The sequence below is a fragment of the Salegentibacter agarivorans genome (assembly GCF_900113135.1).
GTDB lineage: Bacteria > Bacteroidota > Bacteroidia > Flavobacteriales > Flavobacteriaceae > Salegentibacter > Salegentibacter agarivorans.
The window spans coordinates 1-15,892 of sequence record NZ_FOOH01000033.1 but is presented as its reverse complement, the minus strand read 5'-3'; the positions used below and the strand labels follow the sequence as shown (position 1 = coordinate 15,892).

Here is a 15,892-nt window from a genome sequence, read left to right as displayed (position 1 = left end):
ATTATAAAAGAATGATAGCAACAAAATCAATGCCCAAACAAAGTATGTATGATACGGTTATTAAGCAGTTTAATAAAACAGCCGATATCATAGATCTAAATCCAAATATTAAGAAAATACTTGAAATTACCAATAACGAGATCGTGGTACATTTTCCCGTGAAAATGGATAATGGTAAAGTAGAGATTTTTACCGGTTACCGGGTGCAGCATAATAATGCCCTGGGACCATATAAAGGCGGCTTACGATACCACCCAACGGTAGATGTAGATGCAGCCAAAGCCCTGGCCATGTGGATGACCTGGAAAACCTCGTTGGCAGGTTTACCCTATGGAGGTGCTAAAGGAGGAATCCAGATAGATCCCCGTAATTATTCTGATGCAGAACTGGAACGTATTACCCGTAGGTTTACCTATGCATTAGGTGAAAATATAGGACCGGAACATGATATTCCTGCGCCAGATGTAAATACCAATGCGCAAACTATGGCCTGGATTGCAGATACTTATATGTCTACAATCTCTACTTCAGAACGTTCGCAAAATCAGCACGTGGTAACCGGGAAGCCGGTAGGCTCTGGCGGTTTGGAAGGCCGTGATCGTGCTACTGGTTTTGGGGTGTATTTAACCACTAAAGAACTTGTGAAATCTCGTGGAGAATCTCTAAAAGATAAAACCTTTATTGTGCAGGGATTTGGAAATGTAGGCTATTGGGCTTCCAAATTCTTAATTGAAGACGGTGCTAAAATGATTGCTGTACAGGATGCCCACGCCACATTGTATAATGAAGAAGGAATTTCAGTAGAAAAATTATTTGAACATTCAAGTCCAAGAAAAGGATCTATCCAGGGCTTTACTGACGCAAACGAAATGAATCCTGAAGATTTCTTTGGCCTGGAATGCGATATTCTAATTCCTGCTGCTCTGGGTAACCAGATTACCGGTGATAATGCTTTCAAAATAAAAGCTTCAATAGTTGCTGAAGGTGCTAATGGACCTACAAACGAAGAAGGTGAAGCGATTCTTTTGGAGAAAGGAATCACCATTATACCCGATATTTTATGTAATTCTGGAGGTGTGATTGGTAGTTATTTTGAATGGCTGCAAAACCGTAATGGTGAATTATGGGAGCTTGATGAAGTAATGCAGAAATTAGAGAAAAAATTGCTTCAGGTGTTTAAGAAAGTTGAAAAAGAAGTTGAAGAACGAAAAACCGACTGGCGAACTGCTGCTTATATTCTGGCTATTTCCAGGATTGAGACGGCCTATAACCAGCGAGGTATTTTTCCTTAATTAATTGTTGTGAAGAAATGAAATATGATGTCATTATAATTGAAAAGGTAGAATATGAGCTTTTAAAACGTATAGTTTCCATGGCGCAATATTATAAAGATAGTACCTACCGTGCGTCTATAGAAAAGCTAAAGAACGAACTTGAATTTGCTAAAATTGTGAGTGAAAAAAATATGCCCGAAGATGTGGTGAGATTCAACTCTAAAGTTGAAATAGCTACTCCTTTTGGTATTAATAGAACATACCAAATTGTTACTCCAGATCATAGCAATATTAAAGAAAATAAGATTTCTATTCTTGCTCCTATGGGTCTGGCCTTATTTGGCTATGCCCAGGGAGATAAGGTAGAATGGGAATTCCCAACTGGTAAGAACGCTATTGATATTATAAAAGTAGAACAGATGGTAAGGGAAATGAAAATGCAAAAATAAAGGAAGATGAGGGAAAAATTTCAGGAACATCATAATGATGAGGAAATACAAATTTTAAGTATCCAAACTGAATCAGAAGACTGGGAAGAACACCTAATTTATATAAGTGAGGAAATTAATTTCTTCAGCAATATTTTGAAATCAGGTTTAAAAGAAACTATTAAGGTAGAAATAAACCAGGAAGATGCTTCTTACTTAAAGAAACAACTGGAGTTAATAAATAAGGCCAATGAGTTTCATTTAACCACCTTCTTTGATTATAAAAATAAATTGGAGGGATTAAAAGAATGTGACGATGTGCAGTGTGAAAACTTTTATTTAAAAGATCACCTGGTTTTTAAAACTACACTTAGAAAACATTTTAAAGATTTTCGACAGCTTAAAGTTTTGATATTTAAATTCTTAAAAGTTAGTTTCAACTAGTTTTTAAATTTGACTGTGTTTGGTTGACTAATGTGGGGCGATTTTTAATCGCCCCTTTTTTGTTTTTAAAAATGAATAGTAGCCTCTACTACTCAGAATTAGATTCATTTTAAAATACAGAAATATTTTATTAAAAATTACCGTAAAACTTCACTCCATATATTTAATTTAAATACCTTATTAACAGTGGCTTAAGCAGTTCTGTTTCAGTTGATCCCCTTCCTTATGATTGGGGTCATAAAATAAGATTGACTTCTCGGGTAATTTTACCACCGAAATCAAAATCTATAACTATGAAATTAATTGTAAAAATAGGATTGGCTGTAGCGCTGGTATTTTCTTTTGTGGCTTGTGGCAATTCTGAAAAAGACGAAAAAGAAAGCCTACGCCTGGACGATTACTCTTCACAACCAAAAGAAAAAGAAACTGAAACCACAGAAGCTGCCGCAGATTCGGGAGACGATTTATCTAATAAAGGAATTGGCCCGGTAAAATCTTTGGATTTGCCAGAAAGCATTAATTCTGATATGGCAGCCAATGGAGCCAGTATCTTTAAGAATATGTGTTCTGCCTGCCATAAAATGGATAAGAAATTTGTTGGTCCGGCTATAGAAGGTGTAACCGAAAGAAGATCACCAGAATGGATTATGAATATGATTCTTAATCCCGAAGAGATGATTAAAAAAGATCCTATCGCCAAAAGATTAATGGTAGAGTCTAATATGGCAATTATGGCCAATCAGGGACTGGAAGAAGATCAGGCCAGGGCTATTGTAGAATATTTTAGACAGTATGATGCCGAAAACTGATGATACTCATAAAAACCTATAAACCTACACTTTAGTTTTGAACCATATTTGAAATAATACCTAATCATATGAAAACAATCACAAATTTTATCGCCGTATTTGCACTTGCCGCAATCTTTACATCCTGTAACCAGAATGATGAAGGAGGGAAATCGGGTGCTATGGCTTCCAGCGCTGCAGAAAAAGTTTATGTTAGCCCTGGAGAACACGACGAATACTACGCTTTCCTTTCTGGAGGTTACAGTGGGAACCTAACCGTTTACGGGCTTCCATCTGGAAGGATGCTAAAAGAAATTCCTGTATTTTCTCAGTTTCCTACCAATGGGTATGGTTATTCCGAAGAAACTAAAGATATGCTAAAAACCTCGTTTGGTATGGTGCCGTGGGGAGATTCTCACCACCCCGATATTTCTCAAACTAACGGGGAAATAGATGGAAGGTGGATTTTTATAAATGAGAACAACACCCCCAGGATTGCCAGAATAAGCCTGGAAACTTTTGAAACCGAAGAGATTATTGAGATCCCACACAGTGCGGGTAACCACTCTTCTTCTTATGTTACCGAAAACACCGAATATGTGGTGGCCGGTACACGATTTTCAGTGCCTTATCCTCAAAAAGACATGCCTATAGATGAAATGAAAGGAAATTTTAGAGGGCCCTTAACTTTTATTGCAGTAGGCGATGATGGCCATATGGAAATTGACTTTCAAATAGATATGCCCGGCTTTAACTATGATCTTTCTCACCCAGGGCGTGGGGAATCTCACGGTTGGTTCTTCTTTACTACGTATAATACAGAAGAATCACATACTATGCAGGAAGTAAATGCTTCGCAAAACGATAAGGATTTTATTGCTGCAGTTAACTGGAAGAAAATAAGCGAATATGTAGAAAATGGAGGCGGGGAAACTATGGATGCTGAGTATGTTCATAATGTGTTTGACCACGATACTCAAACTACTATTTCTACCACCAAAAACGAAGTGCTTAGAGTAGATCCTCGTGATATACCCGGTGCAGTATATTTTATGCCAACTCCCAAATCTCCTCACGGTTGTGATGTAGATCCTTCAGGAGAATATATTATTGGAAACGGAAAACTTTCCAGTGACCTTACCGTGCATTCATTCAGTAAAATGCTTGATGCTATTGAAAATGAAGAATTTGATGGAGATGCTTACGGAATTCCAGTACTTAATTTCGAGTCTACCTTAGCAGGAACCGTTAAGGAAGCAGGTTTAGGCCCATTGCACACCGAATTTGATGATAAAGGAAATGCTTATACTACATTCTTTATCTCTTCTGAAGTTGTAAAATGGAAATTAGATACCTGGGAAGTTGTAGATAGACAGCCTAGTTATTACTCTGTAGGTCACTTAATGATTTCTGGAGGAAACTCAAGAAAACCAGATGGAAAATATATGATTTCCTTAAACAAAATTACCAAAGACAGGTATTTACCAACCGGCCCCGAGCTAGAACACTCTGCGCAGTTGTTTGATATTTCAGGTGATAAAATGGAGTTGTTACTTGATTTTCCAACACACGGTGAGCCGCATTACGCAGCTGCCATTAAAGCCGATAAAATCAAAGAAAATTCAAAAAAGATTTATCGTTTAGATGAGAATAATCACAAGTATGCCGCTGTTAATGAAAGTGAAACCAAAATGGTTCGTGAGGGCAATGAAGTTCACGTGTATATGACCACGGTAAGAAGCCACTTTGCTCCAGATAACCTTGAAGGTATTCACGTGGGAGATAAAGTATATTTCCACGTAACCAACTTAGAGCAGGATTTTGATGTACCTCACGGTTTCGCAGTAATTGGAGCTAATACATCAGAGCTTTTAATAATGCCCGGACAAACAAAAACCATTACATGGGAACCTAAGAAACCCGGTGTATGGCCATTCTATTGTACCGACTTCTGTTCTGCACTTCACCAGGAAATGCAGGGTTACATAAGAGTTTCTGCAGAAGGAGCTAATACCCCGATGAAATGGGGCTTAGATGACGAATATACAAGTAACTAGTTAAAGGTTGTTTTTAGATTGAAAAAGGAGGGTGGCGGCCAGTTGTTTGCGCCCTCCTTTATTTTTTAAAGACTTTCTAAGACAATACTTTTTTATAGCCTCCCAAATCTGTTTAATAATACATAAGCATATGAAACGATCTGCAATTTTAATGATATTGGGCTCACTTCTCTTGTTAGGCCTGTTTTATTTTCCTTTATGGAATATTCAACTTGGCGCACCCCAATACCCCGATCCTATGGGAATGGATATTTTTATTAGCGGGATAGAAGGAGAAGAAGAATTTGATATTCAGAATATAGACGGGGTAAATCATTATATAGGAATGAAGAAAATTCCAAAGCCGGCTGAAATGTGGGAGTTCCAGGTTTTTCCCATAGTCATTGCGGGTATGGCCATATTAGGAGTTCTCTTAGGTGCTTTAGGATTTTTTAAAAAAATCTCCGCTTCCTGGTTTTTAGGTTGGTTTATCTTAATGCTTGTTCTTGGTTTGCTGGGAATGTACGATTTCAATAACTGGTTGTTAGATTATGGTACGGATCTGGATCCTAAGGCAATTATAAAATTAACCGATTCTGAGGGAAACCCTATAAACTATAAACCACCATTATTCGGTACGCAAAAAATTCTGAACTTTACCGCCCATTCGTATCCCAGAACCGGTGCTTATCTAATGTTTATTGGAATGTCTTTAACTTTGGTAGCCTGGTGGATTCGTAAAAAAGCTTTAAAAACCCTGAAATAATGAAATTTTCATTTTACATATTAGCCATAGTCTTTGTTTTTTCGGCCTGTAGTTTTGAGCCAGAACCAATTAAGTATGGTAAAGACCATTGCCACTTTTGTCAAATGACGATTGTAGAGCAGGCTTACTCGGCACAGCTAGTGACCGATAAGGGTAAACAGTATAAATACGATGCTATAGAATGCCTGGTGAATGATATGAACCAGAGAGAATACCAAACTTCTTTTCTTTTAGTTTCTAATTACGATAAACCCGGCAACATGCTACCGGTTTCTGATGCCGGCTTTGTGCAAAACGATAGTTTACGAAGCCCAATGGGAGCTAACCTTGCCGCTGTGAAAAAAGAAAGCCGTGATAACGGAGAACTTCAGGACTGGGAAGAATTGAAAAATAATTTTAAGTAATTTACCATGAAAGCTGTGCTCTTCATCTTCCTTTTTTTTATTAGTTTCAGCTTTTACGCTACAGAAATTACGGTTTGTGAAACCTGTGAAATCAAATCTATCAAAAACGCGGTTGAAGTTGCGAAATCTGGGGACACCATTAGGGTAAAACCCGGTGTTTACAAGGAAAATGATATTGTTATAAGTGATAAATCTTTAACCCTAATTGGCGAAGATTTCCCGGTTATTGATGCTGAAATGCAAGGTACGGCAATTAGTTTTAGGGCTGATGCATTTACAATTGAAGGCTTTAAAATCATCAATATAGGGAGAAGTCATACCAGCGATTTTTCCGCAATTTTAGTCAGTAATTCCACTAATTTTGAAGTTAAGAATAACCGTTTTGATAATATTTTCTTCGGAATTTTAATAGAACGTTCTAATAACGGGCGTATTGTGGGTAACCAGGTGACCGGTAAAGCAACCAGCCAGGCTCATTCCGGCAATGCTATTCATCTTTGGAAAACTTCAGAAATGCATATTGAAGATAATCACCTGGAAGGCGTTCGCGACGGAATTTACCTGGAATTTACAGACGATACCGAAATTATAAATAATGTATGTAAGAATAATTTAAGATACGGGCTGCATTTTATGTTTTCTGATGGTAATACCTATTCCGGGAATCTTTTTGATAATAATGGAGCAGGAGTAGCGGTAATGTATTCAAAAGAAATTTTAATGTACCGCAATACCTTTAAAAACAACTGGGGAAGCGCTTCTTATGGTTTGTTGCTGAAAGACATAACAGACTCTGAATTAAAACAGAATACTTTTGAAGAAAACACCGTAGGCATTAGCGCCGATAATACCAACCGGATAAATTATATAGAAAACAATTTTAAAAGTAACGGCTATGCTGTGAAAATTAGAGGTGGCTGCTACAATAACGTTTTTAATCGAAATAATTTTTTATATAATTCTTTTGATCTTACCTATACTGGGCATAGTAACGGAAATACTTTTAACGGAAATTATTGGAGCAATTATTCCGGCTACGATCTTGATAAAAACAATTTTGGAGATATCCCTTACAGGCCGGTGAGTTTATTTTCTTATTTAGTAGATAAAACGCCTGAAAGTATTGTAATGCTTAGAAGCCTGTTTATAGACCTAATTGAATTTTCAGAAAAAGTTTCTCCCATTTTTACACCGGCCAATGTGCTGGACCAACAACCTTATATTAGAAAAATACAATGGTAACGGTAACAAATCTTCATAAACGTTTTGGATCCCAAAAGGTTTTAAACGGCCTCAACCTGGAGACCAATGTCGCGGGAATAATTGCGGTGCTTGGTCCCAATGGTTCAGGAAAAACCACTCTTATTAAAAGCTTGCTGGGTATGGTAATTCCGCAACAAGGAAAAATCGCTGTAAATGGTAAGAAAATTCGCCGGCAAAGTGACTACCGGCAGGAGATTGATTATCTACCGCAAATTGCCAATTTTCCCGGCAACCTTACCGTAAAAGAATTGATTGGAATGATCAAGGATTTAAGGGGAAAACCTGCCCGGGATAAAGAACTAATTGCTTTTTTTGGTATAGAAAATTTTCTGGATAAAAAACTGAGTAAACTTTCTGGTGGTACCCGCCAAAAAGTGAATATCGTACTGTGTTTTATGTTTGACAGTCCGTTGATAATTTTAGATGAACCTACCTCGGGGCTGGATCCTGCTTCTTTAATAAAACTAAGAGAGTTATTGCAAAAGGAAAAAGCTGCCGGGAAAACAATAATTATTACTTCTCACATTATGAATTTCGTAGAAGAAACAGCTGATAGAATCTTATTCTTGTTAGAAGGCGTAATTTATTTTAACGGTAGTATTACCGAGCTAAAAACACAAACCGGTCAGGATGATCTTGAACACGCTATTGCCCAAATATTAACCTAAGCCTTATGTTTAAAATTCTTAAATACAGTTTTTTTGATCTTTTTAGAAGTCGGTGGAGCTTTGTTTATTTCTTCTTCTATCTGTTATTAGGTTTGGTGTTATTGTTTTTAAACAACGACCTTTCTAATGCGATCATTACCTTAATGAATGTTATTATTGTTCTGGTACCGCTTATTGGGACTATTTTTGGGATTATGTATTTTTATAATTCCCGGGAATTTACCGAGCTGCTCCTGGCGCAACCCATAGCCCGTAAACATATTTTTTTAGGGCAATATTTAGGCGTGGCAATATCGTTGGCTCTTAGCCTGGTTTTGGGGCTGGGAATTCCTTTTATAATTTATGGCTTATTGGAATCTTCAGCCATTTGGGATTTCCTTTCTTTATTGGTAGTGGGTTCTTTTCTAACTTTTATTTTTACCGCACTTTCCTTTGGAATTGCTCTCAGGTTTGAGAATAAAATTAAAGGTTTCGGGATGGCAATTTTAATGTGGCTTTTCCTGGCAATTATTTACGACGGAATTTTCCTTTTACTTTTAATGTATTTCCAGGAATATCCTTTAGAAGATTTTGCCTTGGCTGCAAGTGTACTAAATCCTATAGATTTAAGCAGAACCTTAATTTTACTAAAATTAGATATTTCAGCACTTTTAGGATATACCGGTGCAGTGTTTAAATCATTTTTTGGTACAACCAAAGGGAGTATTATAAGTTTTGGGGTGTTGCTGGCCTGGGTAATTCTACCGGTTTGGGGAATGCTACGCCTGGCTTCAAAAAAAGATTTTTAACCGAATTAACGATAAACTTTTCCGCTTCTAATTTTTAGTTCACCTTTCTTTTCCAGCCCTTTCATAGCCCTAATTACAGTTTCTACTCGAAGTCCGGTTAAATCTGCTATCTGTTGGCGGGTCAGGTTTACTTTAAATTTAAACTGCCCTTCAATCTGATGTACGTAACGCTTTAGATAATCCAGGATCCTGATTATTCGATGCTCCGGATCCTGGCTTGAAATTTCTGAAACCATAATCGCTTTGTAAAAAAGCCTTTCAGCCAGGGTGCGGGTGAGTTTTAGGTGGGTTTCGGGATGCTTTGTAAGTAGCTCCAGGAAATTTAGTTTGGGGAGTTTTAAAACTTCAGAGGTTTTTATAGCTTCAGCATTGGCGGGATATTTCACATCGGCCAGCAAGGGTGGTTCGCCAAAAGTTTGGCCGTCAGTAAACATTCCCTGTATAAACTCCTTTCCGTCGGCATTATAATTATTCATCTTGATCTCCCCGGAAATAATTTGAAAGAAATTAAGTGCAATTTCTCCTTCCCTAAAAAGCTGGTCACCTTTATGGTAAGTTTCTCTTGAAGCTCCAAATTCCAGTAAAATATTTTCCGCAACCATATTTTAAATTTTAATCAAAGCAAACTTATAAAAAACAAGGAAACCATAGGTTAATGTGGTCAAAATTTGAGATAGTTGGTGACAGGTAGTAACAGCCTAAGACGTGTGATCACTTACATTTCTATTGAAATCTTTACTTTTCCTCCGAGCCCTTTTTCCACGATATCGTAGAGAGTTTTTAAAGTTAAATTACTGCCGTTGTTTTCTACCCGGGAAATATATGTGCGTTTCTTGTCAATTAATTCTGCTAATTGGTCTTGGGTAAGGTTTTTTTCTTCCCTCGCTTTTCTTAGTAAAAGACCTATTTTAAAAGATTCAAAATCCCTGTCTAATTCATCTCTTCTTGGAGTTCCTTTCTCTCCGTAAACTTCATTTTTTATTGTTTTCCAGTCTTTTGCATCCATCATTTTTTCTTTTTATCTAAGTAATACGATTTCATTAATTTTAAAGCTTTGTCTATTTCTCTTTTCGGAGTTTTCTGTGTTTTTTTAGTGAAACCATTTAGTAAAATCACTAATTTTCCTTTGTCGAAAAAACAGAAAACCCGCCAAATATCAGAGCCTAATTTTATGCGTGCTTCGTAAAGCCCGTTTGTCTCTTTTAGAGCTTTTAAATAATGTGATGGAATGCGGTCAAATGTTTCTATAGCTTCAATTAATTTATAGATTTTATCCTGAACTTTTATAGGTTGTTTGCTCAGGAAATCTTGAAAATAATTCTTGTATGCTATTACTTTTCTAATTTTTCCACCAATACAAATGTAACTTAAAAGTTACTATTTTCAAAATAGATATAAATCATCGTAAACTACCTCGGAGCATTTAAATCTCGATTATCGAGGAAAGAAAATTAATTATTCTTGAGGCGGCCTTTTCAACAAATTCACTCCTAAAATCCATCCCACGGCAATAGGCATTAAGGCACTTACTAAAACCAGTAAAAAAAAGTAATTACCAAAAAAAGGCAGTCCTAACCAAAGTACCAGGCCCTTGTAGAAAATTAGTGCTTCTGAAATTAGAAAACCGCTGAGGTAAAGGTAAAAAGCATTTTTCGGGATTCGAATTAGCTTGAACCAGTTTAGGAAAGCGAATAAAGCCAGGGAAACAAAACCCAGGAAAACCCAGTGCAAATAGCCAATTACAAAGTCAAGATTATTAAAAGCCAAATCGGCGAAGAAGGGTATGGCGCTAAGGCTTTGCATTAAAATTTTACCGACTAACAATATGCCTGAAATCATTAAAAGTCGATAACTAAATGAACTTAATCCTGTTTTTAGAAGATTTCTATTCCGCAGTATAAAGGCGAAAAACTGGTAAAAAGCGATGAGGAGTAAAATCACTCCGAGCCCACCCATTAGATAAAATATTAACGGTGGGTTGGTCCAGTAAGTGGAAAGAAAAAAGCTTAAAATAACGCCGGAATTCAGCAACAGGAAAAACCGTTTAAATTTCTTTCTGCCAAAATCTATATTTAATTTTTGAAAGAGATAAAATAAAATTCCCAGTAAGGCCACTAAAAACCAGGCATTATACTGAAAATGCAAATAGAAATATACAGCGAGTTTATACCAAATTGAGGTATTGCCCAGGGTACTCATAATCCCTCCAAGCGCCCAGGGTCCTATGCTGGAAATTACCATATACCATAAGGCTGCTTTTATAAGTTTAAAGCTTTTAGTTGTACTATGCTTCTTTGGAATATTGCGGAGCACAAAGCCTGCATAAAAATAGGAGCAGATTAGGAAAAGTGTTGAAAAAATTATGGAAATCACCGCATAGCCCTGGAAGGGAAAACTAAACAACATTCCTAACAAACTAATATTTGTAGCCAGGAAAATATAGATGTATTTTCTTGAAAGTTCAGTTTTATGAAAAAACAATCTATAAATAATGCCGGTTAAAGCGAGATACACCCAACCCAATAAAGCAATATGGGAATGCGTGTGAAGAATGTATTTATAATTCCCGGGAACCGGGGTTACGTAAAATAATCTCAGGAAAATTCCCAGCAAAGCGGCCAGGAAAAAATAGGCGATAGCTATTTTGTGATGAGCTTTTAAATCCAAACGCAACATAGGCCGAAAGATACTAAAAAGAAAAGAAGTTAACTTAAAAATTGAACTAGGAACACCATACCGAGTAAGGTTAAGCAATCACTCCCGGTTTGAGTAAAATTTATAGATTGCTGCTCCCGGTAAAAATCGGGATTACAATGAGGGTTATGGCTGTATTGTTGCAATTATTAGCAAAAATTAACCCCGTAACATTGCTGCTACGGGGTTTCATCAACACAATTAAAACATTCTAAAATAAAAAACTAAATCTACCCTGGCATGGGGATTCCAGGATATAACAACCTTTAACTGTTTAAACTGCGTTCAAGCTCAATGGCCTTAGGGAAAAGTATATTGTTTTCTAAATGCACGTGGTGATGCAGGTCGGTTTCAAATTCTTCCAGTTTTGCATAAAATGCCCTGTAGGTATTACAAGCCCATTCAGGATAATTGTAATTATCGCTTAATTCTGAAATTTCTTTAAAAATGGCACCGGCATCATCGTGCTCAGTTTCCATCATTTTAATAGGATTATCAATTTTTCCAAATTGCGGTTTTGGTGCCGGTGTTCCTTCTTCCTCGGCTCTTACCAGTTTCTTGATAAATGGAAATAGAATAAGTTCTTCTTTCTTTAAATGGGCGCTTAATTCCTGGGCAACTTCGGTAAATAATTGCTGAATTCTTATAAGTTCTGGTCTTTCGTGGCCGTGCACTTTGGCAACACGCGCCGCATATTGAATAAGTAATGGGATATTTTCTTCTACATACTGGTGATGTACGTTTATAATATGGTCGGTTAAGAAATCCAGTTTCCAGTTTTTGTAATCGTAACCGGGAGTGGTAACCGTGGCTGTTTCCTCTAATTCTTTCTTCAGTACCTCAAGGCTCACATTAGCTTTTGTCGCAGCCTGGGCTAAACTAATTCCGCCACCGCAACAAAAATCGATCCCGTGTTTTTTAAACAGGTGCGCGTTTTTAATATTTTCGGTAACATAATCGGCTACGGTTTTTACAGTTTCGGTATTCATAATAATAACTTTAAGTTGAACAATATTTCTCTACAAATATCTGCCTTGACTTCCTGCTATTTTATGAGTCTGGTCATAAGCCTAAAAATTGCCCGATAAACGCAATTTAAACCTTCCTGAATTCGTGGTAGGAGTTGCTGAAAATCCCCAAAAAACCGATTAAAAATTCAACTTAAAAATTTGTGCGCTTAACCCTGGTGCGGAAGATGCGTATTGCATTTCAACTTAAAAAAATATGAATTAATTTACCCAAACCATTCTTCGGCTTCGCGTTCTTCCACTTCTTCACCGGTATTCAGGTCTAAACGGGTAATGTTCTTTTTGGTGTTTAAATACCGGTTCACAATCCTATCGGCATAACTGGAATTTGTTTGCGGTACCAGGTAATCTTCAAACTGTTCAGGACCATTAAAATCATCAGAATTTTCTACAAATCCGTAACCGGCATAGCGACCTTTCTTGAGATAGATAAAAGATTTTTCAGCTTTAGTTCTTCCTTTTTCTACCAGCAAACAGGAATTTTCATATTGCTGAATATATTCTACCGCCTTAGAAACCCGCCGGTTGTATTCTTCTTTATCAATTTCACCTTTACACATCCCGCTGCAACTGGTTATTTTGTAATGGCTGCAATGTGATACACCGGTTTGCAAGCCGCAATACCGCGGGCATAAATCAAATTCCTGGCAAATATTTTCCAGGAATTTTATAGCTTCTTCGCGAGTATAGAACTTCATCCAACTTACCGGTGAGACTTTGTTTTTATGAATCACAAATTGCTCAATCCCTTTTTGGTTGTGGTAGGAGGTAAGCGTATAAGGCCTGCTCACCTTTTTCTGGGCTTTATTGAATTCAGGGAAATATTTTAAAATTAAAGCAGATTCCCGTAAAAGTGCCAGCAATTCACTGCCGGTAAGTTCGTAGTCTATGCTGTAAGTGGCCTGCATCAGCTTATATTTCCGGTTAGATTTTTCCTGAAAATGAGATTTTATGCGGCTTTTAATATTTTTAGCTTTCCCTATATAAAGTGGAATCCCATCTTTATCTTTAAAGAAATAGACTCCGGTTGTAGCGGGTAATTTTTCGAAATCTGAATTTTTAAAATTGGGCGGAAGATAAGAAGCCGCCGTTCTTTGATTTAAAAATGCTTTAAAAACCTCATAATTGGGATCCAGGTCCAGGCAACGCTGAAAAAGCGTGACTGTAGCCTCACAATCGCCGCGCGCCCTGTGCCTATCTACGTGCGGAATATTTATAGAGGTGCAAATATTTCCCAGGCTATAAGAAAAAAGCCCCGGAATTAGTTTTTTGGCCAGCCGTACCGTACACAGGCGTTTTCTTTGAAATGGCAGTTCCAGATTATTAAATTCTGCCTTAATAATATTATAATCAAAATTCACATTGTGGGCCACAAACACACAATCTTTGGTGATTTTATCAATTTCAGAAGCTATTTCGGCGAATTTTGGTGCATCGGCCACCATTTTATCATTGATGTTGGTAAGCGTTTCAATGTATAGCGGAATCTCGGTCCCGGGATTTACCAGGGAGCTGTACTCGTCTATAACTTTTCCGTTTTGCACTACCAGCACGCAAATTTCGGTGATCTTATTGCCTTTAATGCCGCCGCCGGTGGTTTCAATATCGGTAATGGCAAATTTCACATCTTTCATGCGGCCAAATTATGATTATTTCTGAAAGTTTAAAAGGAAAAAATACTAAATAATGGAAATATTCCTTATCTGGTTGGGTTTCGTCAGACTGAAGCCTAGAGAGATCTCGACTGTGCTCGACCAGACAAGGTTTGATTTTTCCCTGGTTCGTCAGGGTGACGGTGTCAACTCTATTTTTCAAAAACCTAAACCTTTAAAAACCCGCGAAAACCCCTGGCGGCGTAATAAGATTCGGCGCCATTATGGTAAATAAAGACTTTTCCATACCTAAAATCTCCAAAAATGGCTCCACCAAGTTCTCTTATTTCGTTTGGTGTTTTGAGCCAACTGGAAGTTTTAGTGTCAAATTCTCCCAATTGCTGTAATTCCCGGTATTGCGCTTCATCTAAGATTTCAATACCTATCTCGGCTGTCAGGTCCAGGGCGTTGTTTTTTGGTTTAAATTTTTTCCTGGATTCCAGGGCTTCGCGATCGTAGCATAAACTTCTCCTGCCTGTGGGACTTTCTTTTGAGAAATCACAAAAAGTAAACTCGTTGGTTTTAGCATCATAACCAAGTAAATTGGGTTCCCCGCCGGTTTCTTCCATCTCGCTTAAAACCCAAAGTTTCTCAGGATTTGCCTTTAGTTTTTCCTCAATTTTAAGCCATTCTAATTGCTTAAAGCGGGTTTTATGCTTCTCAAAACGGCTTTTTAGCATTTGAATTATTTCTTCTTCCCCGTCTTTAGAAAGTGATTTTCTCTTACTCATCTCCAAAATTTTTTTCCAGCATTAATTTAATAATTATTTGCTTTAGGTGAATAGACTTTTGATGGCTAAAAGATTTTCTTCAGGATTTTCTATAAAAATTTAATCTTCTTCTTATATTGTTAAAAATTTAACAGCGGTAGTTGTTTTTAAAACAGCAACTATCAGAACAGCCATCCCTACAGGCTGTTTGTTTTATCAAAATCTCATATTTCTGAATTTTTTGGAATAAGTAAGCTTATTCCGGAAGTTTTTAAAATGCAAATTTTTGCGACTTAATACTTGCTATTCGTGGAGAATTGCTGTTAAAGAAATAGGGGATTAATTATAATGAGTTGTGCTTCATTCAAAAAACCAAACTAGATGCATATTGAGAAAATAAAAATAAAGAACTTCAAATGTTTCAGAAACGAGTTTGAGTTGATATTAAACAAAAATGTTAATATCATTGTTGGAGAAAATGAAGCAGGAAAATCAACAATTATAGAAGCCTTAAACCTTATACTTTCTGGTTGGTTTAAGGGTAGATATATTCACAATGAACTAAATGAATATATATTTAACAAAGTAATAGTAAAAGAGTATATTGAAAGTCTTCAAACTGAAACACCATTAGCACCGCCTTCAATCAAAATTGAAGTTTTTTGTTTGCCCTGCATGCAAACAATTCCGGGACTTGAAAGAAAGCCCGCTCACCTGATCGGAGGGAAGAGCAATGTAAAGTCAAGTGCGTCACTGGCAACGGTGGGGTGTGAAGGAAGACCTAGCAAGTTAGTGGAATATAGAGAAATCGAACCGATTCTGGCATATATTGGGGGTAAGGTTGCAAAAAGTGCCGATGCCCAAAATCCGAATAGCAATATATGTTAAAACGGATGGCTTCACTAACAGGAATGTTTGCTTAACGGGGGAAGCCTGATTATTCGCCTTT

18 protein-coding genes are annotated in these 15,892 nt (G+C 37.0%); 11 read left to right on the top strand and 7 right to left on the bottom strand.

The genetic code is table 11. The features are described 5' to 3' along the window. Positions 1-11 precede the first annotated feature (11 nt). From BM084_RS17345 to BM084_RS17300, 10 genes are all read left to right on the top strand, one after another. Positions 12-1,292 (top strand): Glu/Leu/Phe/Val family dehydrogenase, encoded by a 1,281-nt coding sequence (locus BM084_RS17345; protein ID WP_075326068.1) that lies wholly within the window; start codon positions 12-14, stop codon positions 1,290-1,292. A gap of 17 nt (positions 1,293-1,309) precedes the next feature. After that, positions 1,310-1,723 carry a GreA/GreB family elongation factor gene (locus tag BM084_RS17340; protein ID WP_075326069.1) on the top strand — a complete coding sequence of 138 codons (414 nt, stop codon included), beginning with the start codon at positions 1,310-1,312 and terminating at the stop codon, positions 1,721-1,723. Between the two features lie 6 nt (positions 1,724-1,729). After that, positions 1,730-2,146: a hypothetical protein gene (locus BM084_RS17335; protein ID WP_075326070.1), complete on the top strand. Its 417-nt coding sequence runs from the start codon at positions 1,730-1,732 to the stop codon at positions 2,144-2,146. A 293-nt stretch (positions 2,147-2,439) separates the two neighbouring features. Beyond that, positions 2,440-2,955 (top strand): c-type cytochrome, encoded by a 516-nt coding sequence (locus BM084_RS17330; protein WP_075326071.1) that lies wholly within the window; start codon positions 2,440-2,442, stop codon positions 2,953-2,955. 68 nt (positions 2,956-3,023) lie between these two features. Then, positions 3,024-4,991 (top strand): Sec-dependent nitrous-oxide reductase, encoded by a 1,968-nt coding sequence (nosZ, locus tag BM084_RS17325; protein ID WP_083634156.1) that lies wholly within the window; start codon positions 3,024-3,026, stop codon positions 4,989-4,991. 130 nt (positions 4,992-5,121) lie between these two features. Further along, entirely contained in the window at positions 5,122-5,736 is a 615-nt protein-coding gene (locus BM084_RS17320) for a hypothetical protein (protein WP_093306307.1), read from the top strand. Continuing rightward, positions 5,736-6,140: a nitrous oxide reductase accessory protein NosL gene (locus BM084_RS17315; protein ID WP_075326073.1), complete on the top strand. Its 405-nt coding sequence runs from the start codon at positions 5,736-5,738 to the stop codon at positions 6,138-6,140. The genes BM084_RS17320 and BM084_RS17315 overlap by 1 nt, the downstream gene beginning before the upstream one ends. A 6-nt stretch (positions 6,141-6,146) precedes the next feature. Next, the gene (locus BM084_RS17310) at positions 6,147-7,382 is read left to right on the top strand and encodes a nitrous oxide reductase family maturation protein NosD (RefSeq protein ID WP_075326074.1); all 1,236 of its coding nucleotides are present in this window, start codon (positions 6,147-6,149) and stop codon (positions 7,380-7,382) included. Then, entirely contained in the window at positions 7,376-8,071 is a 696-nt protein-coding gene (locus BM084_RS17305) for an ABC transporter ATP-binding protein (protein WP_075326075.1), read from the top strand. Before BM084_RS17310 ends, BM084_RS17305 begins: the two co-directional genes overlap by 7 nt. 5 nt (positions 8,072-8,076) lie before the next feature. After that, positions 8,077-8,859, top strand: a complete 783-nt coding sequence (locus tag BM084_RS17300; RefSeq protein ID WP_075326076.1) for an ABC transporter permease — start codon at positions 8,077-8,079, stop codon at positions 8,857-8,859. Between the two features lie 5 nt (positions 8,860-8,864). Here BM084_RS17300 and BM084_RS17295 read toward each other — a convergent pair whose 3' ends face one another. From BM084_RS17295 to BM084_RS17265, 7 genes are all read right to left on the bottom strand, one after another. Continuing rightward, a complete protein-coding gene (locus BM084_RS17295) occupies positions 8,865-9,461 on the bottom strand; it encodes a Crp/Fnr family transcriptional regulator (RefSeq protein WP_075326077.1) in 597 nt (198 codons plus the stop codon). Positions 9,462-9,574: 113 nt separating this feature from the next. Beyond that, the gene (locus tag BM084_RS17290; protein WP_093306305.1) at positions 9,575-9,865 is read right to left on the bottom strand and encodes a helix-turn-helix domain-containing protein; all 291 of its coding nucleotides are present in this window, start codon (positions 9,863-9,865) and stop codon (positions 9,575-9,577) included. Beyond that, entirely contained in the window at positions 9,865-10,161 is a 297-nt protein-coding gene (locus BM084_RS17285) for a type II toxin-antitoxin system RelE/ParE family toxin (protein WP_317040681.1), read from the bottom strand. The genes BM084_RS17290 and BM084_RS17285 overlap by 1 nt, the downstream gene beginning before the upstream one ends. Positions 10,162-10,314: 153 nt before the next feature. Further along, positions 10,315-11,535 carry a hypothetical protein gene (locus BM084_RS17280; RefSeq protein WP_075326080.1) on the bottom strand — a complete coding sequence of 407 codons (1,221 nt, stop codon included), beginning with the start codon at positions 11,533-11,535 and terminating at the stop codon, positions 10,315-10,317. A 284-nt stretch (positions 11,536-11,819) separates the two neighbouring features. Further along, positions 11,820-12,542, bottom strand: a complete 723-nt coding sequence (gene ric / locus BM084_RS17275; RefSeq protein WP_075326081.1) for an iron-sulfur cluster repair di-iron protein — start codon at positions 12,540-12,542, stop codon at positions 11,820-11,822. Positions 12,543-12,787: 245 nt separating this feature from the next. After that, positions 12,788-14,215 carry an exonuclease domain-containing protein gene (locus BM084_RS17270; RefSeq protein WP_093306303.1) on the bottom strand — a complete coding sequence of 476 codons (1,428 nt, stop codon included), beginning with the start codon at positions 14,213-14,215 and terminating at the stop codon, positions 12,788-12,790. A 185-nt stretch (positions 14,216-14,400) separates the two neighbouring features. Next, positions 14,401-14,964 carry a DUF4256 domain-containing protein gene (locus tag BM084_RS17265; RefSeq protein WP_075326083.1) on the bottom strand — a complete coding sequence of 188 codons (564 nt, stop codon included), beginning with the start codon at positions 14,962-14,964 and terminating at the stop codon, positions 14,401-14,403. Positions 14,965-15,324: 360 nt separating this feature from the next. On the opposite strand from BM084_RS17265, the gene BM084_RS17260 reads away from it, so the two are divergent. Continuing rightward, the gene (locus BM084_RS17260; RefSeq protein ID WP_093306300.1) at positions 15,325-15,831 is read left to right on the top strand and encodes an AAA family ATPase; all 507 of its coding nucleotides are present in this window, start codon (positions 15,325-15,327) and stop codon (positions 15,829-15,831) included. Positions 15,832-15,892: the final 61 nt, after the last annotated feature.